A 20,333-nucleotide genomic window follows, 5' to 3' on the forward strand; every position below is an offset into this window, starting at 1 on the left:
GGTCAGGCGGTGGCGGCCACCTCGCGGATGAGCTTGACCGACTGCTCCGACGCCACGGTCGGGAAGTACTCCAGGCCGAGGGGCCCGTCGTACCCGGAGGCCCTCAGCGCGCCGAGCTGGGCGGCCCAGTCGATGCTGCCGCTGCCCGGCTCGCCGCGGCCCGGCGCGTCGGCGATCTGGACGTAGTCGACCAGGCCGGCGGCGTTCGCCAGCTCGGTCGCCGGGTCCTCGCCCTCGACGATGGAGTGGTAGAGGTCGTAGAGGATCCCGAAGGCAGGGCTGTTGACGCCGCGGGCCACGGTGACGGCGTCGACGGTGCGGTCGGTCAGGGCGCCGGGATGGTCGACCCGGGTGTTCACGGCCTCGAGGATGAGCTTGACGCCCGAGCCCTCGGTCCGCTCGACCGCCTGGCTGAAGACCTCGACCAGCCGCTCGAGGTTCTGGACGCGCTTCTGTCCGGCGAACCCCGTCCCGGAGCCGAGCACGATGCGGGGGACGCCCAGCCGCTGGGCGACCTCGACACCCCTCGACAGGCCCTCGAAGAACGCGTCCAGGGTCTCCCAGGGGAGCGCGAAGTTCGTGCGGGGCTCGGCGAGGACGGAGGTGAGGGCCACGCCCGTCTCGTCCAGCGCGGCGGCGAGCGCGTCGACGTCGACCGTCGACGTACCCCACATCTCGACGGCGTCGAAGCCGGCCGCGGCCGCGGCGCGGACCCGGTCCGGGTGCGCGCCCGCCTCGGTGAAGAGCAGCTCGATGTTGGGAGACAGCTGGTACATGTCAGGAGTTCCTCTCCAGGACGGGGCGCAGCTCGCGCTGCACCAGGTAGCCGGCGAGCAGGACGCTCGCGGCGGGATGGGGGCTCTGGTCGCTCTCCACGACGACCCAGCCGGAGTAGCCGATGTCCATCAGGGTGCGCACCACCTCGGGGGTGTCGACCAGGCCGCCCTCGGCTCCGGGCTCCGCGAACCATCGCGGGACCTCGCGCTCGCCCCCCCGGACCCGGACGGTCCAGTGGGCGTGCGGCTGGAGGTACTCCTCCGCGTCGTCGACGGCGAGCGCGTCCTTGAGCTGGACGTGCCACAGCCGTCCGGCGTGCTGCCGGATGGCCGTCACCGGGTCGATGCCGGCCGCGGCCAGCTCGCCGGTGTCGAGGGCCAGCCCGACAAGCTCGGGGTCCGTCCGGTCCAGGAGCTGCTCCAGCGCGTCCTCCCGCCGCAGGGCGGAGAGGAAGTCGACGTGGAGCGCCGTCCGGATGCCGTGGTCGGCCGTCGCACGCCCCACCGCGTTCCAGCAGGCGGCCAGCCGGTCGATCGCGGCGTCGTCGAGGGGGTCGACGTCACCTGCTCCGGGTGCCGGCCGGACGAGGAGGACGGACCCGCCCAGCTCGGCCAGCGCCGCGGCGTACTCGCCGGCCCGCTCGACGATCGTGGCGAGGTCGCCCTCGACCAGCGGCGACAGCGGGCCTGTGAGGTGCTCCATCGAACGCTCGGCGGGATCCCAGGCCCAGCTGCTGACCGCGTCGATCGCGCACGAGGCGAGGAACTGGCGGAATCCGGCGACATCGCCGAAGTTGGCCGCGAGCTGCTGGGGGTTGCCCAGGGGCTCCCAGCGGCCGGTGCCGGCGTTGAGCTCGACGCCTTCGAAGCCCGCGATGGAGATCGTCTTGAGGGCCCGCTCGTGCTGCTCACGGCGGACGAAGTCGTCGAACTGGGGCTTCCACTGGTTGATGGCGTAGCCCCACCTGATCGTGCTCACGAGTAGATCCGTTCCAGGACGTTGGCGGCGTACCACCGGGACACCGCGGTGCTCTCGGAGTAGTCGCCGCCTTGCTTGTTGGCCTTGTCGTGCTCCACCGAGATCCAGCCCCGGTAGTCCTGGTCGCGGACCTCGGTCATCATCGACTCGAAGTCGACCAGGCCGTCCGGGGTTCCCATCTCGTAGAACCACTTGCCGGTCGTCGGCGCCATGATCTCCGAGTCGGGCCGGTGCCGGTGGTCGTCGCCGACGGCGACGTCGTGGGTGTCCTTGAAGTGGAAGCCGCTCACCCGGTGCGCGTGCCGTCGGTAGAGCGCCACCGGGTCGACGCCGGCGATGCAGTGCTGCGCGGTGTCCACGAACAGCGACACGACGTCGGGGTCGGTGAACGAGTAGAACGTGTCGATGTCCTGCTCGCTCTGGATGCCGCAGAAGAACTCGTGGTGGCAGGTGAGCCGCACCCCGTGGCCGGCGGTGATCTCACCGACCTTGTTCCACAGGTCGGCGGTGTACTTGATCTTGTCCTCGGTCACCGGCTCCATGTCGTAGTAGAGCGTCGCCGGCATCACGATGATGTTGTCCAGCTGGATCTCCGACCAGCGCCCCATCGTGACGCGGAAGTCCTCGAGGATGTTCTCGTGCGTCTCGGGCAGGTGCGGGGCGTAGTTGCGCACGTCGTAGTCGGCTGCGTGGAACGTGTTGACGATCCGCTCGAGCCCGTGGTCCTGGACCATCTCCTGGTACTTCGCGGGGCCGCCGTAGTCGCCGTAGATCTGCCAGATCCGGAAGTCGAAGGTGTCGATCGCGTCGAAGCCGGTCGCCTTGATCTGCTTGAGGAAGGCGGACATGGTCTTGTGCGAGTGCCACTGGTCGACGGGACCGGACGGGCCGTTGCTGCGCCAGTGGTCCATGTAGCTCCACTTGATGCGCCGCTCGGCGTCACCGGTGTGCGTGGTCATTGCTCTCCTGCGCTTCCTGGCTGGCGGCGATCTTCTGGATGAAGGCGAGCGCGTCCGGGGTCGAGGGCACCGTCGGGTAGCACTCGATGCCCACGCTCCCCCGGTAGCCGACGCGGTCGAAGAGGGAGAAGGCGGCGGCCCAGTCGATGGACCCGGTGCCGGGTTGTCCCCGGCCGGGAGCGTCGGCGATCTGGACGTGCCCCACCAGGTCGACGACCTCCGGCAGCACCGTCTCGGGGTCCTCCCCCTCCACGACCGAGTGGTAGAGGTCGTAGAGGACGCGCACGCTCGGGGAGTCGACTCCCCGGACAACGGCGACCGAGTCCGAGGTCTGGCTGGTGAGCACCCCCGGGTGGTCCATGCGGGTGTTGACCGCCTCCACGAGCAGCGTGACGTGGGCGTCGGCCGCGATCGTGGCCGCCTGGGCGACCGCCTCGGTCATGATGCCGATCTGGACGGGCCTCTTGAGGTAGGGAACTGCCGGGCCCGAGCCGACGACGACGTGGGGGCAGCCGAGGCGGACCGCGTCGGCGACAGTGCGGCGTACGTCCTCGAGGAACTGGCCGTGGGTCTCGGGGAGGACCAGCCGGGTCGTGCGCGGGTCGACGAGAACGGTCCACAGCCGCACCCCGGTGTCCTCGAGAGCAGCGCTGAGCGCGTCGAGGTCGTGGGTCCAGAAGATCTCGGCCTTGTCGAACCCGGCGGCCGCGGCGGCGCGCACCCGCGCGGCCAGGTCGTCACCGGCCTCCTGGAACATGTACTCCAGGTTCACCGACAGCGAGCGCCCCGTCATCGGAACGTGTCCTCGAAGTCGGCGTACGGCGTCGGCGGCTCGGGATCGAGCTTCTGCGCCGTGTCGTTGGCGTACGGGTGGTAGCTCGTGGTCACGATCGGGCCGTCGACGGTGGGCAGGAAGACCGGCTTGCCGTCGTCGCCGAACCAGGCCAGCTGGGAGTCGTGGCTGTGCTGGTTGTCGCTGGCGAAGCTGATCCAGTCGCGGTTGAACGGGGCCCGGGCGACCTCGTAGCAACGGAAGTGCCAGATGCGCCACTCACCGTCCTGCTTGATGAAGTCGACGCCGTACTTGCACCACACCCAGTGCGCCCACACCGGCTTGCCGTCGACCTCGCCGCCGGAGAAGACGTAGTCGGGGGCCTCCTTGGCGATCTCGGGGTCCATGAGGCCGGACTCGAGCCCGGCCATGATCCAGATGCCCTTGGCGGTGGTCCCGTCGGCCGAGACCTCGATGACGGGGGTGGTCGTGTAGTGGAAGAGCAGCTTGCCGATCGGGCGCGGCCGGCCGCGGTGGTAGGCGGTGACCGACTCGAAGGTCGTGTACTCCCCCACGTTGTTGTAGCGCGACCGGATCCCGTCGGTGCCCGGCCTGGCCCACAGCTCCTCGATGATGCGCTCGTCCTCGTAGGCGTTGTGCAGGTGCATGTAGCGGTTGAACACGTTCTCGACCGCGCCCCGGTCGGCGGCCCGCACGGCCTGGAGCTCGGTGGCGGCGAGCCGCGCCTCGAGCTCGGCCAGCCTCTGCAGCAGGGTGGTGTCGTCGACGGTGGTCATCGTGTGCCTCTCGATCGGGTGGTGGTCAGCTGAGTCGCTCGGCCAGCGCGTCGGCGCCGCGGACGGCGAGCGCGACGCTGGTCAGCGTCGGGTTGCAGGAGTTGGCCGTGGGGATCAGGCCGTTGCCGGCGAGGAGCAGGCCCGGCACGTCCCAGACCCGCGACCAGGAGTCGCAGACGCTGGTGCCGTCGTCGGTGTCGCCCATGCGCACCGTGCCCATGTAGTGCAGGGAGCTGCCGGGCGGCATGACGACGGGCATGCCGTCGATGAACTCGCCGAGGGCGGCGGCGGCGCGGGCCTGGACGGCGCGGGCGGCGGTCAGCTGCGCCTGCTCCCGGTCCGTCACCTCGTAGGCGATGCGGATGCCGGGCAGCCCGTTCTCGTCAGGGGCGTCGTCCTGGAAGGTCACGCGGTCCTCCGGCCGCGGCCACTTGCGGACCCCCCAGCCCATGCCGACGTAGCCCGCGGGATTGCCCGCGTGGGGACTGTCGGGCGGGAGCGGGATCGGGCAGACCGGGCTGTAGAGCAGCTGGGCGTGGAAGGGGTGCCGCTCCTCGTCGAAGCGGACGCCCACGACGACCCGGACCGGGTCGACCGGGGCGCTGCCGGGCTCCAGGGGCGGGAGGAGACCGGGCTTGACCGCCACGACGCCGAAGATCAGCGGGTGCTCGGTGAGGTAGCGGCCCAGCGCCTCGGGCCGGATGCCGGAGGCCCAGAGGAGTTGCGGTGTCCTGAGTGCGTCGGCCGCCACCACGACGGCGTCGGCGCGCTCCTCGGTCTCCGCGCCGCTGAGCACGTCGCGCAGGACGGCACCGACGACGGCGCCGTCCTCGAGGACCAGGCGCACGGCCAGGGTCCCGGTGCGGAGCTCGAACCGGTCCGCGTGCGCGCCCGGTGCGGCGAGGTCGCCCAGCACGACGTCCGTGCCCGACCACCGCATCGAGCCGTCGGGCTGCGGGTCGCCGGCGACGGGAAGCGGCGTGACGAGCAGGCCGTCCGCGGCGAACTCCTTGTCGACGAGGTCGAGGAGCGCGGTGGCCTGGGGCGCTCCGCTGAAGGCACCGTGGGTGGTGTGCAGCAACCGCTCGGCCTCGTCGAGCAGGGTGTCCAGCTCGTCCTCCAGGAAGTCGATGCGCTCGCTGCCGACCGGACGAGGGGTGGCGCAGGTCCAGTGCGCACCCTGCCCGCCGACGCAGGTGGCGGCGGCGGCCGCGGGCATGCCGGTCGATCCCTCGGCGGCACGGCCCACCAGGTGGGTTCCCTGACGGGCGGTCACCGTGCCCTCGACGGAGGTCCCCGTGGGGATGCCGGCAACGCCGGCGACGCCGGACTTCGGGCCCTGGGACGCCGTCTTGGCCGCCGCCTGGGCGGCCGGGTCGGGGATGTTGCGGACGTTCATGCCCAGGGGGTCGGTCAGCGCCGGTCCCGCCTCGACCATGAGCACGGAGGCGTCCGACCGGTCCAGGAGGCGCCGGGCGTAGGTGGCGCCGGTCGGACCCGAGCCGACGATGAGCACGCGGGCGCTCATCTCGACGCCTGCGCGTGCTCGTCGAGCCAGGTCGACACGAGTCTCCGGTCCCGCAGGAGCATCGTCGCCACGTTCCCGACGACCGAGCCCAGGGCGGCACAGGCGGTGACCGTCCCCCCACCTGCGAGGGTGTGCGCCCCGGGCCGCGGGTCGCAGTCCAGGGCGAGAAGGATCCGGTGCAGCAATGAGCTCATGAGTCGGCTCCCGTGGAGAAGGCGGCGTCGAAGGAGGCCGCGGGGGCGTCGAAGGCCAGGCGGCGGACGAAGTCCAGCGCCTCGGGGGCGCCGATGAGCCGGTCCATGCCGGCGTCCTCCCACTCGACCGAGATCGGGCCGTCGTACCCGATCGTGTTGAGCATCCGGAAGCACTGCTCCCAGGGGACGTCACCATGGCCGGTGGACACGAAGTCCCAGCCGCGACGCGGGTCGGCCCAGGGCAGGTGCGAACCGAGGCGGCCGTTGCGGCCGTTGCCGGTCTGGCGCTTCGCGTCCTTGCAGTCGACGTGGTAGATCCGGTCCTTGAAGTCCCACAGGAAACCGACCGGGTCGAGGTCCTGCCAGACGAAGTGGCTGGGGTCCCAGTTCAGGCCGAACGCCGGGCGGTGCCCGATCGCCTCCATGGTCGCGACCGTCGTCCAGTAGTCGTAGGCGATCTCGGAGGGGTGCACCTCGTGCGCGAACCGCACGCCGCACTCGTCGAAGACGTCGAGGATCGGGTTCCACCGGTCGGCGAAGTCGCGGTAGCCGGCGGCGACCATCTCCTCGGACGCCGGCGGGAACATTGCGACGTACTTCCAGATCGAGGAGCCGGTGAACCCGACGACCGTCTTCACGCCGAGGCGCTCGGCGGTGCGGGCGGTCAACTTCATCTCCTCGGCAGCGCGCTGGCGGACGCCCTCCGGGTCGCCGTCGCCCCACACCTTCGAGGAGAGGATCCCCTGGTGCCGGGCGTCGATCGGGTCGTCGCAGACCGCCTGGCCCTTGAGGTGGTTGGAGATCGCGTAGACCTCGAGGTTGTACTTCTCGAGCAGGTCCTTCTTGCCCTGGATGTAGGCGTCGTCCTCGGCGCCCTGCCAGGGGTCGAGGTGGTCGCCCCAGCAGGCGATCTCGAGGCCGTCGTAGCCCCACTCGGAGGCAAGGCGCGCCACCTCCTCGAACGGCAGGTCGGCCCACTGGCCGGTGAAGAGGGTGATGGGTCGGGTCATGCGCTGATCTCCTGCCATGAGCGGGTGTCGGAGCTGGTCTCGACGGCGTCCAGCACACGCTGGACGCCGAGTCCGTCGGCGAACGACGGGGTCGGCTGCTCGCCGGCGGCGACCGCCGTGACGAAGTCGACGACCTGGTGGGTGAAGCCGTGCTCGTAGCCCAGCCCGTGACCGGCCGGCCACCAGGCAGCGACGTACGGGTGCTCGGGCTCGGTGACGAGGATGCGCCGGAACCCGGCCGTGCCGGCGGGTTCGTCGGCGTCGAAGAGCTCGAGGACGTTCATGTCCTCGAAGTCGAACGCGAGGCTGCCTCGGGACCCGTTGACCTCGATGCGGATGGCGTTCTTCCGACCGGTCGCGAACCGCGTCGCCTCGTAGACCCCGAGAGCCGTGGAGCCGGCGAAGCGGGCGAGGAAGACAGCCGCGTCGTCGACGGTCACGGGACCGCGCTCGACTCCGGAGCCGCCTCCGCCCAAGGTTCCTGCTGTCGCACCGGCGGCGATCGGCCGCTCCTTCACGAAGGTCTCGAGCTGGCCGGACACCTCGCTGATCGAGAGTCCGGTGATGAACTGGGTGAGGTCGACGATGTGGGCGCCGATGTCGCCGAGCGCCCCGCTGCCGGCCTTCTCCTTCTCCAGCCGCCACGAAAGGGGGGCGTCGGGGTCCGCGATCCAGTCCTGGAGGTACTGCGCGCGCACGTGGCGCACCTCCCCGACACGACCCTCGGCGACCAGCTGGCGGGCGAACGCGACGGCCGGGACCCGGCGGTAGGTGAAGCCCACCATCGCCCGCACGCCCTGCCGCGCCGCCTGCTCGGCCGCCGCCGTCATCTCCTCGGCCTCGAGCACGGAGTTCGCGAGCGGCTTCTCGCAGATGACGTGCTTGCCGGCCGCGAGGGCCGCGATGGCGATCTCGGCGTGGCTGTCCCCCGGGGTGCAGATGTCGACGACGTCGATGTCCTCGCGGGCGATGACCGCCCGCCAGTCGTCGGAGCTCTCCTCCCACCCGAGTCGCGTGGCCGCCTCTGCTGCCCGCGCCGCGTCGCGGCCGCACAGGACCTGCATGACCGGATCGACGGGAAGGTCGAAGAACCGGGGCGCCACCCGCCACGCCTGGCTGTGGGCCGCCCCCATGAAGGCGTGGCCGATCATGGCCACCCGGAGCGAACTCATCGGGACACCTCTTCCTGCATCGGCCGCGCGGCCGGCAGCGACTCGGCGATGTTGCGGGCACCGGCGACCGCCAGCGCCACCGACGTGAGCGTGGGGTTGCACGCCGTGGACGTGGGGATGACGCCGTTGCCGGCGACCCGGAGACCGTCGACGCCCCAGACGCGGCTCACGGGGTCGCACACCGTGGTGGCGTCGTCGACGGCACCCATGCGGACGGTCCCCTGGTAGTGCAGCGAGGCGCCGAGCGGCAGGGTCCGCGGCTCGGGGTCGAGCGGGTCGCCGAGCGCCGCGGCGGCGCGCTTGATCGAGTCGCGTGCGCGGTCGAGGACCGCGTGGTCTGCCTCGCTCAGCAGGTAGTGGACCCGCATGGCCGGCATGCCGTAGCCGTCGGTCTCCGTGGCGTCGAACGTGACCCGGTCCTCGGCGCTGAGCTCCTTGGCGCAGAACCAGCCGAGGCCGACGATGCTGCCGGGCTCCGGCACGTCGCCGGGCGCGAGCGGCACCGGTGACGCGTCGAGCTGCATCACCTGGCCGTGGAAGGGCTCGGCGTCGGTGTAGGGCACCCAGCTGACCCCGCTCTGCCGGACCACGGTCGTGCGGCCGCGGGGGTCGAGCCGGCTGGCCGTGGTCGACTCGACATCACGCAGGCGCACGGCGTGGATGATCTGGCTCTGGTCGTTGAGGTACCTGCCGAGCGCGACGGGGCGGATGCCTGAGGCCCAGAGGAGCTGGGGGGTCCGCAGGGCATCGGCAGCGACGACGACCTCGCGGGCGTTGACCTCGTGCACGGTGCCGTCGGTCCGGTCGATGAGCTGGAGGCCGGTGACGCGGCCGTCCTCGACCAGGACCCGTCGTACGAGTGCCTCGGCGTGGAGGGTGAAGCGCGGGTTGTTGCGGGTGACGTGCCCGAACACGACGTCGGACCCGGACCACGTCACGGTCCCGTCGTCGCCCACGCTGACGGCGAGCGGCATGGGCTGGACGCGGCGCTCCGCCGGGCGGCCCTCGTCGAAGACCGTGGCCAGCCGCCGCCTCACCTCGTGGGCGAACGGGGCGTCGTCGAAGGCGTCGGTCGAGACGCCGAGGAGCCGGACGGCCTCGGCGAGGAGGTCGTCGAGGTCCGGGATGAACGTGATGCGCTCGCTGTCGCCGGGCCGCGGGCACGCGCACGTCCAGTGCGCACCCATGCCGCCGACGTTGCTGGACATCGCGACGGACGGGATGCCGTCCTCGTCGGCCTGCTGGAAGCCGTCCGCAAGCAGGAAGGTGCCCGCCCGGCGGAGCCGGCCGTCCGCGGCGGGGCTGGACGGTCCCTCGGAGCGGTGCTGGGCGTCGGCGCGTGCGTCCTCGTCGGCGATGCTCTTCACGTGGGCGCCGGGCGGGTCGGTCACGGCCGGGCCCACCTCGAACATCGCCACGCGCAGGTCGGGACGGAGCTCGCTGAGGATGCGGGCGTAGGCCGCACCCGTGGGGCCGCTGCCGACGATCGCGACGTCGACGTCGTCCGGGAAGTGGCGCCCCATCACGAGGTCGCCGTCTGCTTGCGGAAGTCGACCCAGCCGGGTAGCTCCCAGGGGCGGACCAGCGCCTCGCGCAGCCGATCCTCGAGCTGGGAGGCGGAGGGCAAGGGGCTGACCCGTCCGTCCTCGAGCGTGTAGGTGCGGCAGGCCAGGGCGGGGGGCGCCTCGGGAGCCGGGAACAGGTCGACCCCGCCCGCGTGGAAGGTCGGCGAGCCCGGGAACCCGGCGGCGGCCGCCTGGGCGGGACTCGTGACCTCGACCCGCTGGACCCGCACGTCCTGGCGGTTCATCTCCGTGAGCGTGGTGGTGAGCAGGTCCGCGGCCTTCTCGTGGCTGGGGCAGCCGGCCCACCAGAGCAGATCGACACGCCACTTGACCGAACAGCCGGCCGGCGGGGTCGTCGGGAGCTCCGGCTCCCGCCCGTCCAGGACGGCGTCCAGCGCCGAGCGCACCCAGGCGGCGTCGAGCGTCGGGTCGTCGAAGTCCCGGTCGGGGGCTCCGTGGTAGCGCACCACTCCTGCCTGGTCGAGCAGGAAGACCTCGGGGGTGGCGGTCGCACCGAAGGCGCGCGCGACGGACTGGGCACTGTCGTGCAGGAAGAGGCCGGCGATCTCGCCACGCTCCTCGCGGGCCGCCATGCCCTCGACCGAGTCCAGGGGCTGCAGCTCGGCGTCGTTGCTCACGACCTGCACCACGAGGACGCCACGGTCCGCGTAGTCATGGGTGAGGGCCTGGATCCGGTCGTGCCAGGCCAGGGCGTACGGGCAGCCGTTCGAGGTGAAGACGACGACCGTGGCGGAGCTCTCCGAGGGCCGGACCGTGCGCAGCTGGCCTGCGGTGTCCGGGAGCTCGATCGTGGGAGCGAGGTCGCCGACCGTCAGGCGCGAGGAGGTGTCGGGCATGTCGACAGTCTTGCGCCGACCAGATCAGAACGACAGTTCTGATTGTGGATGCGCTCCATCGACCGAGGTGATGCCCGTCTCACGACTCCGGGGAGGCCAGGTAGGCCGAGATCATGGAGGTCAACCGGCTGACGACCTGGGCCAGCTCGTAGTCCGCGGCGGCGCCGGGGTCGCTCCCGAGCGCGAGCTGTCGCGCCAGCACGCTGTAGGCGACGGTGCACGCCCAGCGGACCGACTCACGGCGGCCGCCGGTGGCCGGGCTGCTGCCCAGGAGGGCAGCCTCGAACTGCCGGGTCATCTCGTCGTAGGCGGCCTTGCCCGAGGTGGCGATGACCTGGTCGTGGTGCGCGAGCAGCATGAAGGGGGAGAGCACCGGGGCGTTGTCGCGCAGCAGGCTCGCCAGGGCGGTCACGGCGAACACCACGCGTTGGGGATCGTCCCCGTCCCGCGGTGCGGCCGCGAAGGACTCGGTGGTCTCGAGGGCGATGCGCTCCATCTCGCGCGCGTGGGCGACCCGGATCAGGTCGTCCTTGCTCGACACCCGGCCGTAGATGGAGCCGGTCGACACCCCCGCGGCCTGGGCGACCTCGAGCAGGGTGAACGCCGCGGACCCCCGCTCGACGAGCAGGCCGATCGCCGCGTCGAGGGCGCGGTCGAAGGACTTGCGGCTGCGCGCCTGCTGGGGCTCACGGACGAGCGGGCTGCTGTTCACGGGTCGAGCCTACGGCGACGGTCGGGCGCTCAGGGACCGTCCGAAGTGTCGCTCGAGCTGGGTGCGGGCGCGCTCGGGATCGACGACCATCTGGGACCCGGCAGCCCTGGCCGCGTCGCGCTGCAGGGCCTGCTCGCCGGCGATGATCCCGAAGGCGTCGTCCCAGTAGTTCCAGTGCCAGCCCTCGTACTCGCTGGAGACGGCGCCGTCGTAGCCGGACTCGACGAGCAGCGCGATGATGTCGCGCACCGGGACCGACGGCTCCTCGCCGGCAGCGTCGATGCCGAAGAACTTGCCGTGGGAGTGGCGCACCCACGGCATCAGCTCGCGCCACGACTCCACCCGCGCGGGGCCGAAGAGGCCGGTCGCGTTGATGGCGAGGTCGATGCCCAGCTCGGGGGATCCGTGCTGGGCGGCGAGCCCGATGAAGGAACCGAACCGTCCTCCGTGCGAGGCGTCGTCCACCGGCGGGCCCTCGTCGTAGTACTGGTTCCACAAGGCATCTGCCGCGGCCAGGAACTCCGGCGAGGCCCCTCGTCGTCGGTAGGCCTCGACCATCGACGGAGCGAGCCCCGAGGTGGTGGTGCCCCAGTCCGCGACGAATCCGAGCAGGGGCGAGTCGAGCTTCTCGTAGCGCTCGACCAAGGCCTGGACCAGGTCGTGGCGCGCGTGGTGGTGCGCGTGCACCTCGATGGCCAGCGTGATGCCCAGCCGCTCCGCGAGGGGAAGGAGCCGCTCCATCGAGTCCGGGGTCAGCGAGATCTGGACGCGGGCGAGGGGGAAGCCGAGCTTGGCGGCCGCCGTGATCTGGAGCTCCATGGCGGCGATGAGCTCGTCGTCGGTGAGGAGCCGGTCGCGGCGGATGCCGACGTCGGTGTTGACCGCGCAGGCGGTCAGCACCAGCCCGGTCTCGGCCACCAACCCCTGGAACCAGTCGGCGAACGCGTCGTCGATGTGGGGGAACCCGCGGAAGCTGGAGAACCCGATGATCTCCAGGCCGGGTCCCATGCCGTCGGCGGCGACCTTGCGGATGAGTCCCTCGAGGTCGTACTGGCGACCGTGGAAGGCACGGGTGAAGCTGTAGAGGGTCACGCCCTGGATGGGGCTGCCGAGGCCGGTCATCGCGTTGCTCCAGCCATCTTCGTCTCCAGCGACTCGTCGATCATCAGGACACCGTGGGCGGTGACGATGTAGGGGATGTACAGCTTGAGGTTGACGAGCACGTCGTGGTCGTCGGCAGGGGCGACCTCCAGGTCGCCGGTGACCCTCAGGGAGTCGGTCGTGAACCACGACTCGTCGACGAGCTCGGGGAACTCGGCGAGGCGTCGCTCCCGACCGTTCAGCTCGAACCGCATCGAGTCAGCTGGCACCGGCCGGCCGTCGACGTGGACGGTGACGTCGTGGATGCACGAGGCGGGCACGGCCCGGTACCACGGGATCCGGACGTCGAGCGAGACGCGGCCGGGCTGGATCACCAGCGAGTCGGGGTCGATGAGTCGGTCGTTGATCACAGTCCCGGACACTAGGAGCGCGGTGGCGGGCTGGGCAGTCCTCTTTGCTGATGCACCGCATCGCCCACCCCGATGGGTCAGGCGTCCAGGAGGGACCGGGCCTGGCGGGCCGCCCCGAGGGCGACGTACTCGGCGAAGTCGGGGACCCGGACGGACGTGCCCAGGAGGTCGGGCGCCAGGGTCTGCACCGCCCGCGACTGCGAGCCGCCTCCGACCATGGTGACCGAACGGACCGCAGTCCCCTGCTCGCGGATCGCGTCCAGCGCCCCGCGGATCAGGGTCAGCAGTCCCTCGACCGCGGCACGCGCGACGTTCTCCCGGGTGAGGTTCGCCAGCGTCATCTGCTCGAGGGTCCCGGTGGCATCGGGCAGGTTGGGCGTGCGCTCGCCCTCGAGGTACGGCGTGTACCGCAACCCCCCGGAACCGGGTGCGGCCGCGAGCGCGAGCGCGTCCAGCCCGGCGTGGTCGACCCCCAGCAGGGTGGCGGCGGAGTCGAGGACGCGGGACCCGTTGAGCGTGCAGGCGAGCGGGAGGTAGTGGCCGGTGGCGTCGGCGAAGCCCGCCACGAGTCCGGTCACGTCACGCGTCGGGGTCGCCGAGACGGCGGCCACGACCCCGGACGTGCCGATGGACAGCATCACGTCCCCGGGCTCCAGTCCGAGGCCGAGGGCCGCGCCGGCGTTGTCGCCGCAGCCGGGGCCGAGCACCAGGGGGCCGTCGATCGCCTCGCGTGGCCCGAGCACCCTCGGCAGCACGATCTCCTCGGCCGCGGAGACGTCCCTGCGCAGGGCGTGGGCCAGCAGGTCCCGGCGGTACTCGTTGGTGACGGGGTCGAAGTAGCCGGTCCCCGACGCGTCGGAACGGTCGGTGGTCAGGTCCTCCAGGCGACCGGTCCCCCGCAGCTTCCAGGTCAGCCAGTCGTGCGGCAGCGCCACGGCTGCGACGCGGGCGGCGTGCTCGGGCTCGTGGTCGGCGAGCCATCGCAGCTTGCTCACGGTGAACGACGCCACCGGCACCAGCCCGGTGGCCGTGGCCCAGGCGGCGGCGCCGAGCTCGTCGACGAGCCCGGCGGCGGCGCCGCCCGACCGGTTGTCGTTCCAGAGCAGCGCGGGCCGGACGACCCGCCCGTCCTCGTCGAGCGCGACCATCCCGTGCTGCTGACCCGCGACCGACAGTGCAGCCACGTCGTCGAGGCCGCCGGCCTCCTCGATCGCTGTCTGGAGAGCCCGCCACCACTCGTCGGGTACGACCTCGCTCCCGGCCGGGTGCCGCGCCGAACCGGCACGGACCACGGTGCCGCGGTCGGTGTCGACGACGACGACCTTGCAGGACTGTGTCGAGGAGTCGACACCGGCGACGAGGGGCACGGACCGGTCCTCAGCCGATCAGGTGCTCGACCGCGAGCTGCTGGAGCCGGACGAACCCGAAGTCGCGCTCCGAGGCCTTCTCGGGGTCGAAGCCGTCATCGGTGGCGCGGAACGCCTCGAGGGACTCGCCCTCGGCGACGGTCGGCTCGGCGAGGTCGAAGACCCCGGCGTACCTCATCGCCTCGGTGACGCGGGGATCGGCCCGGAAGGCCAGCGCCTTCTCCTTGAGCATCAGGTAGGTCGCGATGTTGGCCTTCGCCGACTCCCAGACCCCCTCGAGGTGCTCGGTGCGCGAGGGCTTGTAGTCGAAGTGCCGCGGCCCGGTGTAGGTCGGGCCACCGGAGGGGAACCCGTTCTCGAGCAGGTCGACGGTGAAGAAGGCCGACATGAGGTCGCCGTGCCCGAAGGCGAGGTCCTGGTCGTACTTCAGGCCGCGCTGGCCGTTGAGGTCGATGTGGAAGAGCTTGCCGCACCACAGGGCCTGTCCGAGGGCGTGCGTGTAGTTGAGGTTGGCCATCTGCTCGTGGCCGACCTCGGGGTTGAGACCCACGATGTCGCCGTGCTCGAGCTCGGCGATCAGCGCGAGCGCGTGGCCCACGGTCGGCAGGAAGATGTCGCCCCGCGGCTCGTTGGGCTTGGGCTCGAGGCCGATGCGCAGGTCGTAGTCCTGGGACTTGATGTAGCCCGCGATCGTGTCGAGGCCCTCCTTGTAGCGCTCGTGGGCGGCGTGCACGTCCTTCGACGCGTCGTACTCGCTGCCCTCACGCCCGCCCCACATCACGAAGGTCGTCGCGCCGACCTCCGCGGCCAGGTCGACGGCCTCGAGGATCTTGCGCAGCCCGAAGCGGCGTACGCCGCGGTCGTTGGAGGTGAGGCCACCGTCCTTGAACACCGGGTGGGTGAAGGTGTTGGTCGTGACCATCTCGATGACGAGCCCGGCCGCGTCGCAGGCGTCCCGGAGTCGCGTCACCCGGTCGGTCCTGGTGGCGGCGTCGGCGTCGAACGGGAACACGTCGTTGTCGTGGAAGGTGATCCCCCAGGCGCCGAGCTCGGCCAGCCTGCCGGCGTACTCCCAGGGGTCGAGGACCGGGCGCGTGGCCGAGCCGAAGGGGTCGCCACCCGGCCACCCGACGGTCCAGAGACCGAACGAGAACTTGTCCTCGGGGGTGGGCTGTCGGGTCATGTCGGGTGGTCCTTTCAGACGGGCGGGGCGACGAAGACGCCCCGGTCGGGGTCGTTGAACGACTGCTTGGCCACGAACTCGCTCATCGGGTTGGCGGTGCCCCACTGGTCGGTGACCTCGGGGTTCGAGAAGTCGTAGATGTGCGGGTGCCAGGTGTCCTCGTCGAGCTCCTCGAGCTCGGTCGTGTACTCGACCGTGTTGCCGTGCGGGTCGAGGAAGTAGCTGAAGGTGTTGTTGCCGGCCATGTGGCGCCCGGGACCCCAGACCTTCTCGACGCCGGCCCGCAGGAGCCTGCCGGTGCCGCGCATGTACTCGTCGATGCCGCGCATCTCGAACGACGCGTGGTGCAGGGAGACGTGCGGGCCGCGGGCCACCGCGAGGCTGTGGTGGTAGCGGTTGGTCCGCATGAACCACATGACCTCGCCCATGTGCGGCGACATGAGCGTGTCCGACAGGGCGAAGGAGAGGTGCTTCTCGTAGAAGGCCACCGTCGCCTCGGGGTTGGGAGAGTTGATGACGACGTGGGAGAGCTTGACCGGGATCGACTCGCCCTCCTCGATCTTGCGGTGCTGTCGCACCTCCACGTCGCTCGACACCTCGACCGTGCGGCCGTCGACGTCGAAGAAGCGGAAGCCGTAGCCGCCGCCGGGTGTCTGCAGCGCGCCGGGCTCGGTGACCAGCTGCACGCCGGCCGTGCCCAGCCGCTCGGCCATCGCGTCCACGTCGGCGGCGCTGGCGGCGCCGAAGGAGATGAGGTCGAGGCGCTTCTCGGTGTCCTTGCGGAGCCGGACGGAGTACTGCTCCGGCGAGCCCTCGGCGGCCAGGAAGGCGATGCCGTCGTCGGTGGTCTCGGCCGAGAGTCCCCAGGTGCTGGTGTAGAACTCCAGCTGCTTGTCGTAGTCGGGGACGGCCAGGTCGACATGCCGCAGGTGGGTGATCAGGCGTTCGTCGGTCACGCTTCGCTCCGTGTCTGTGAAGTCGGGTGGGGTGGGGCCCGGGCCGGGTTCAGGCGGGCGGGGTGAGGAGCTGCGCCATCCGCCCCATCAGCGCCGGCATGTCGCCCTGCACGCCGTCGAGGAGCCACTGGCCGAGCTGCACCGACGCCTCGACCACCTCGGTCGCACGCGGGACACGGCGGGCCTCGAACTCGCTCCACAGCTCCTCGTCCAGCGTCTCGTGGCTCAGCAACAGCTCGCTGAGCACGGCGGCATCCTCGAGGGCCTGGGCCGCGCCCTGGGCCAGGGTCGGCGGGCAGGTGTGGGCGGCGTCGCCGATGACGACCACGCGGCCGCGGTTCCAGGGGGCGGGGAGCACGTGCTCCTCGAACCAGGTGTAGTTGACGGTCGAGGGGTCCGTGAGCGACTCACGGATCTCGTCCCAGGGACCGTGGTAGGCCTGCGAGAGCTCCCGCATCACGGCGAGGGAGTCCTCGGGCGAGAGCCCGCTCCGGTCCTGTGCCTCCTCCACGAGGTAGGCGTACATCGTGTCCTCGCCGGTCGGGCAGTAGCCGGCGATGTAGCACGGGCCGCCGTACACGAGGTCCGTGCGGGTGACGCTCGCGGGCCGGGGCACGAAGGTCCGCCAGATGCCCATGCCGGTGCTCCGCGTCTCCAGCTCGATGCCGAGGGCGTGCCGCGTCCAGGACCGGATGCCGTCGGCGCCGACGACGAGGTCGTAGCGGCCGGAGGACCCGTCGGAGAAGGTCACGTCCACGCCGTCGTCGTCCTGGACGAGCGCGGCCGGGGCCGTGTCGAACCGGACCTTGGCGCCGGCCGCGGTGGCCCGGTCGACGAGGATCCGGGCCAGCTCGGGGCGGTACATCCCGACGGTGGCGGGGAGGTCGGCGCCGCCGGTGCGGGCGTCCGGGATCTCCGCGACGAGGGTGCCGTTCGGGTCGGGCGCGCGGATGCCGAGGCTGTTGAAGGCGTATCCCTTCGCCTCGATCTCGTCCCAGACGCCGAGCTGGCGGAACACCCGTAGGGCGTTGCCCTGCAGGGTGATGCCGGAGCCGAGTGCGCTCACGTCGGGCTTCACGTCCACGAGGTCGACGGCGACGCCCGCCTCGGCCAGCAGGATCGCCGTCGCGGTTCCGGCGGCGCCGGCACCGATGACGAGAACGGAACGGACGGCAGTCATCTCACGGGCTCCTTGGCAGGCAGTTGGCTGAGGCGGCCAACTTTCCGCCCCGTGACGCGAGCCGGGAACCCCTAGATGTCGATGCTCGTCATCAGCGCACCCGATCCGCCCGCACGCGCGGGGACGGTGGCGCGGAGCCGGTGGTCGCCCGGGCCGGCGGTGGTCGACGTACCGTCCGGCAGGACGACCTCGGCCGAGCAGCCGGCCGGCACGGTCACGTCGAGCACCAGCTCGTCGTGCTCGATCCGCCACGCGGCCGCGACCCGGCCGTGCGGGCTCTCGTGCTCGGCGCTGGCCGACGTCAGCCCGCCCCCCGGCATCGGCCGGACGCGGAAGGTCCGCCAGGTCGGCTCGAGCCGCTGGAGGCCGACGACGTAGCGGTGCAGGAAGCCGATCACCGCGCCCTTGGAGTAGTGGTTGAGCGACTCGTGCGGCACGCCGTCGGCGTCGACGCCCTCCCAGCGCTCCCACACCGTGGTCGCGCCGCGGTCGATCATCGCCATCCACGAGGGCGGCGCGTCCTGGAGCAGCAGCTCGTAGGCGAGGTCGGCGTGGCCGTGGTCCGCGAGGACCGGCAGCAGGTCGGGGGTGGCGAGGAAGCCGGTGCCGAGGCGGGTGCCGGTGTCGCGCACGAGGGTGGCGAGCCGGTCGGCCGTCGCGGCTCGCTGCTCCGCGGGGACCAGCCCGAACGTCAGCGCCCGCACCAGGTTGGCCTGGTTCTCCGGCGTGATCGTGCCGTCGGCCAGGAACTCCCGGCGCCACGCGTCCGCGACCGCCCCGGCGAGGCGGGCATAGCGGACCGCGTCGTCGTCGCGGCCGAGCACCCGCGCGACACGGGCGGCGTGGGCCGCGGTGTGCGCGAAGTACGCCGTGGCGACGTCGGACTTGTCCTTCGCCCGGAACGCGCCGAAGTCGCTGAGGTCCTCCCCCGGCACCAGCCACTCGCCCCAGTGGAAGCCGGCGTCCCAGAGGTGCCGCTCGTGCGGGGCGGGGTCGGGCCGGGCCGCGACCCGGTCGGGGTGGCGCTGCTCGGCCGCGGTGCGCTCGACGAAGCCCAGCCAGGCCACCATCGAGGGCCACTGCTCCTCGAGCACGCGGACGTCGCCGTACTCCTGGTAGAGCTCCCACGGCACCAGCACCGCCGCGTCGCCCCAGCCGGCCGAGCCGTTGAGGGCCTGGAAGAAGCCGGCAGCCTCGGCGGGCGGCATCGGCACCATGTTGCCGACCACACCGTTGTCCCACTGGCCGACGGCCAGGTCGCGCAGCCACTTGGTGGAGAAGCCGGCGACGTCGTAGAGGAACGACGCGATCGGCACGTAGAGCTGCCAGTCGCCGGTCCAGCCGGCGCGCTCGCGGGTCGGGCAGTCGGTGGGGATGTCGCAGGCGTTGCCACGGAAGCTCCACACGGCCGCCTCGTGCAGGGCGTTGACGCGCGGGTCGCTGCAGGTGAAGGAGCCGGTACGCCGGAGGTCGGTGTGCACGACCAGCCCGGTCAGGTCGTTGGCGGTCAGCTTGCCGGGGTGGCCCTCGACGCGGACGTACTGGAAGCCGTGGGTGGTGAAGCGCGGGTCGAACTCGTCGCCGGGCGTGCCGGCGGAGACGACGGTGTCGACCATGCCGGCGCGGAGCTCGCGGTCGAGGAACGGCATGTCGGTGGGCTTGAGGTGCTCGGTGGTGACGTCGCCGTCGGGGCCGAGCCACTCGCCGTGGGTGAGGACGAGCGTGGTGTCCTCCGGGCCGAGGTCGCGCAGCCGGACCCGGCCGTTGATGTTCTGGCCGAGGTCGAAGACCTGGTGGCCGGGGCCGAGGGTGGCCACCGAGCGCGGCCGGATCTCCTGGACCACGCGCACCGGCGGGGCCGGCGACGCGACGAGCTGGTCGTGGCCGAGGTCGGCGTGGGTGACCGGCGCCCAGCCTGCTCCGTCGTGGCCCGGCTCGGACCAGCCGTGCCGGACCAGCCGCCGGTCCTCGGCCTGGCCCTCGATCAGGTCGCCGGCGGTGACGTGCGACAGGGCGCTCGACCAGCCGGGGCCGGTGCCGAGCACGGTGACCGAGCCGTCCGGGTGGTCGACGACGAGCTGCGCGAGGAAGGCGGTGCGCTCGCCGAACTGGTCGAACGAGCGGAGCACCCCGACCTCGCCGCGGAACCAGCCGTCGGCCAGCATCGCGCCCAGCACGTTGACGCCTTCGCGGACGAGCTGCGTGACGTCGTACGTCTGGACCTGGAGGCGGTGGTGGTACTCCGTGAAGCCGGGCGCCAGCTCGATGTCGCCGACGCGGTGGCCGTTGAGCCAGGGCTCGTAGACGCCGTGGGCGCTGGCGTAGAGGCGGGCGCGGGTGACGGGCTTGTCGATCTCGAGCTCGCCGCGGAGCAGGTGGACGGGCCGGAAGCCGGGCTCCGCGATGGCGTCCTCGGCGGGGCGCACCCAGCCGGCCTCCCAGTCGCCGGGCTCGAGCAGGCCGGCCTCCAGGACGGTCTCCTCCGACCAGCCGAGGTCGCCCTGGTCGGTCCACACACGCACGCGGACGGTACGGCGCTCCCGCGACCGCAACGGACGACCCGGCCACGGGACCAGCACGTTGTCGGGGGTGTCGACGCGTCCCGTGCTGGTGCCGTCGTCGAGCTCGAGCTCGTAGGCCTTCTGCTCGGAGACCCCGGCCGGCAGGGTCCAGGACAGCCGGGGGCGGCGGTCGCCGATGCCGGTGGTCTCGTCGAGGTGCTCCACACGTACGCGCATGGGACCAGCCTCGGCCCGGGCCGGGACCGGCACCAATCACCAGGACGGACGACAGGTATCGGCCGCGGCGATGCGGG

19 protein-coding genes are annotated in these 20,333 nt (G+C 71.9%); all 19 read right to left on the minus strand.

Annotation, left to right across the window (positions count from 1 at the left end; genetic code table 11):
* Window positions 1-2: 2 nt before the first annotated feature.
* Window positions 3-776: a TIM barrel protein gene (locus EJF31_RS09710; protein ID WP_125036861.1), complete on the minus strand. Its 774-nt coding sequence runs from the start codon at window positions 774-776 to the stop codon at window positions 3-5.
* A 1-nt stretch (window position 777) separates the two neighbouring features.
* Entirely contained in the window at window positions 778-1,755 is a 978-nt protein-coding gene (locus EJF31_RS09715; RefSeq protein ID WP_125036862.1) for a sugar phosphate isomerase/epimerase, read from the minus strand.
* Window positions 1,752-2,714 carry a sugar phosphate isomerase/epimerase gene (locus EJF31_RS09720; protein ID WP_125036863.1) on the minus strand — a complete coding sequence of 321 codons (963 nt, stop codon included), beginning with the start codon at window positions 2,712-2,714 and terminating at the stop codon, window positions 1,752-1,754. Before EJF31_RS09720 ends, EJF31_RS09715 begins: the two co-directional genes overlap by 4 nt.
* The gene (locus EJF31_RS09725; protein ID WP_125036864.1) at window positions 2,695-3,507 is read right to left on the minus strand and encodes a TIM barrel protein; all 813 of its coding nucleotides are present in this window, start codon (window positions 3,505-3,507) and stop codon (window positions 2,695-2,697) included. The genes EJF31_RS09720 and EJF31_RS09725 overlap by 20 nt, the downstream gene beginning before the upstream one ends.
* Window positions 3,504-4,283 (minus strand): nuclear transport factor 2 family protein, encoded by a 780-nt coding sequence (locus EJF31_RS09730; RefSeq protein ID WP_125036865.1) that lies wholly within the window; start codon window positions 4,281-4,283, stop codon window positions 3,504-3,506. The genes EJF31_RS09725 and EJF31_RS09730 overlap by 4 nt, the downstream gene beginning before the upstream one ends.
* Window positions 4,284-4,308: 25 nt before the next feature.
* The gene (locus EJF31_RS09735; RefSeq protein ID WP_125036866.1) at window positions 4,309-5,811 is read right to left on the minus strand and encodes a GMC oxidoreductase; all 1,503 of its coding nucleotides are present in this window, start codon (window positions 5,809-5,811) and stop codon (window positions 4,309-4,311) included.
* Window positions 5,808-6,005 (minus strand): hypothetical protein, encoded by a 198-nt coding sequence (locus tag EJF31_RS09740; RefSeq protein WP_125036867.1) that lies wholly within the window; start codon window positions 6,003-6,005, stop codon window positions 5,808-5,810. The genes EJF31_RS09735 and EJF31_RS09740 overlap by 4 nt, the downstream gene beginning before the upstream one ends.
* Window positions 6,002-7,015: a sugar phosphate isomerase/epimerase gene (locus EJF31_RS09745; protein WP_125036868.1), complete on the minus strand. Its 1,014-nt coding sequence runs from the start codon at window positions 7,013-7,015 to the stop codon at window positions 6,002-6,004. Before EJF31_RS09745 ends, EJF31_RS09740 begins: the two co-directional genes overlap by 4 nt.
* On the minus strand, window positions 7,012-8,187 hold the full coding sequence (locus EJF31_RS09750) for a Gfo/Idh/MocA family protein (RefSeq protein WP_125036869.1): 1,176 nt from the start codon (window positions 8,185-8,187) through the stop codon (window positions 7,012-7,014). Before EJF31_RS09750 ends, EJF31_RS09745 begins: the two co-directional genes overlap by 4 nt.
* Complete coding sequence (locus EJF31_RS09755; RefSeq protein ID WP_125037720.1) at window positions 8,184-9,710, minus strand: GMC oxidoreductase; 1,527 nt, start codon at window positions 9,708-9,710, stop codon at window positions 8,184-8,186. Before EJF31_RS09755 ends, EJF31_RS09750 begins: the two co-directional genes overlap by 4 nt.
* A complete protein-coding gene (locus EJF31_RS09760; protein ID WP_125036870.1) occupies window positions 9,710-10,609 on the minus strand; it encodes a thioredoxin family protein in 900 nt (299 codons plus the stop codon). Before EJF31_RS09760 ends, EJF31_RS09755 begins: the two co-directional genes overlap by 1 nt.
* 79 nt (window positions 10,610-10,688) lie before the next feature.
* Window positions 10,689-11,321, minus strand: a complete 633-nt coding sequence (locus EJF31_RS09765; protein WP_125036871.1) for a TetR/AcrR family transcriptional regulator — start codon at window positions 11,319-11,321, stop codon at window positions 10,689-10,691.
* Window positions 11,322-11,330: 9 nt separating this feature from the next.
* The gene (locus EJF31_RS09770; RefSeq protein WP_125036872.1) at window positions 11,331-12,443 is read right to left on the minus strand and encodes a sugar phosphate isomerase/epimerase; all 1,113 of its coding nucleotides are present in this window, start codon (window positions 12,441-12,443) and stop codon (window positions 11,331-11,333) included.
* A complete protein-coding gene (locus EJF31_RS09775) occupies window positions 12,440-12,832 on the minus strand; it encodes a DUF6379 domain-containing protein (RefSeq protein ID WP_125036873.1) in 393 nt (130 codons plus the stop codon). The genes EJF31_RS09770 and EJF31_RS09775 overlap by 4 nt, the downstream gene beginning before the upstream one ends.
* A 77-nt stretch (window positions 12,833-12,909) precedes the next feature.
* Window positions 12,910-14,199: a xylulokinase gene (locus EJF31_RS09780; protein WP_125036874.1), complete on the minus strand. Its 1,290-nt coding sequence runs from the start codon at window positions 14,197-14,199 to the stop codon at window positions 12,910-12,912.
* Between the two features lie 10 nt (window positions 14,200-14,209).
* A complete protein-coding gene (xylA, locus tag EJF31_RS09785; RefSeq protein ID WP_125036875.1) occupies window positions 14,210-15,382 on the minus strand; it encodes a xylose isomerase in 1,173 nt (390 codons plus the stop codon).
* Between the two features lie 14 nt (window positions 15,383-15,396).
* Window positions 15,397-16,338, minus strand: a complete 942-nt coding sequence (locus EJF31_RS09790; protein ID WP_125036876.1) for a VOC family protein — start codon at window positions 16,336-16,338, stop codon at window positions 15,397-15,399.
* A 49-nt stretch (window positions 16,339-16,387) separates the two neighbouring features.
* Window positions 16,388-17,518: an FAD-dependent oxidoreductase gene (locus EJF31_RS09795; RefSeq protein WP_125036877.1), complete on the minus strand. Its 1,131-nt coding sequence runs from the start codon at window positions 17,516-17,518 to the stop codon at window positions 16,388-16,390.
* 71 nt (window positions 17,519-17,589) lie between these two features.
* On the minus strand, window positions 17,590-20,256 hold the full coding sequence (locus tag EJF31_RS09800) for a family 78 glycoside hydrolase catalytic domain (protein ID WP_125036878.1): 2,667 nt from the start codon (window positions 20,254-20,256) through the stop codon (window positions 17,590-17,592).
* Between the last annotated feature and the right edge of the window lie 77 nt (window positions 20,257-20,333).

Source organism: Nocardioides sp. LS1 (assembly GCF_003865225.1).
GTDB lineage: Bacteria > Actinomycetota > Actinomycetes > Propionibacteriales > Nocardioidaceae > Nocardioides > Nocardioides ginsengisegetis.

Coding starts and splice junctions, on each gene's coding strand:
- EJF31_RS09710 (WP_125036861.1), bottom strand. CDS start 776: ATGTACCAGCTGTCTCCCAACATCGAGCTGCTCTTCACCGAGGCGGGC.
- EJF31_RS09720 (WP_125036863.1), bottom strand. CDS start 2,714: ATGACCACGCACACCGGTGACGCCGAGCGGCGCATCAAGTGGAGCTAC.
- EJF31_RS09725 (WP_125036864.1), bottom strand. CDS start 3,507: ATGACGGGGCGCTCGCTGTCGGTGAACCTGGAGTACATGTTCCAGGAG.
- EJF31_RS09730 (WP_125036865.1), bottom strand. CDS start 4,283: ATGACCACCGTCGACGACACCACCCTGCTGCAGAGGCTGGCCGAGCTC.
- EJF31_RS09735 (WP_125036866.1), bottom strand. CDS start 5,811: ATGAGCGCCCGCGTGCTCATCGTCGGCTCGGGTCCGACCGGCGCCACC.
- EJF31_RS09740 (WP_125036867.1), bottom strand. CDS start 6,005: ATGAGCTCATTGCTGCACCGGATCCTTCTCGCCCTGGACTGCGACCCG.
- EJF31_RS09745 (WP_125036868.1), bottom strand. CDS start 7,015: ATGACCCGACCCATCACCCTCTTCACCGGCCAGTGGGCCGACCTGCCG.
- EJF31_RS09750 (WP_125036869.1), bottom strand. CDS start 8,187: ATGAGTTCGCTCCGGGTGGCCATGATCGGCCACGCCTTCATGGGGGCG.
- EJF31_RS09755 (WP_125037720.1), bottom strand. CDS start 9,710: ATGGGGCGCCACTTCCCGGACGACGTCGACGTCGCGATCGTCGGCAGC.
- EJF31_RS09760 (WP_125036870.1), bottom strand. CDS start 10,609: ATGCCCGACACCTCCTCGCGCCTGACGGTCGGCGACCTCGCTCCCACG.
- EJF31_RS09770 (WP_125036872.1), bottom strand. CDS start 12,443: ATGACCGGCCTCGGCAGCCCCATCCAGGGCGTGACCCTCTACAGCTTC.
- xylA (WP_125036875.1), bottom strand. CDS start 15,382: ATGACCCGACAGCCCACCCCCGAGGACAAGTTCTCGTTCGGTCTCTGG.
- EJF31_RS09795 (WP_125036877.1), bottom strand. CDS start 17,518: ATGACTGCCGTCCGTTCCGTTCTCGTCATCGGTGCCGGCGCCGCCGGA.
- EJF31_RS09800 (WP_125036878.1), bottom strand. CDS start 20,256: ATGCGCGTACGTGTGGAGCACCTCGACGAGACCACCGGCATCGGCGAC.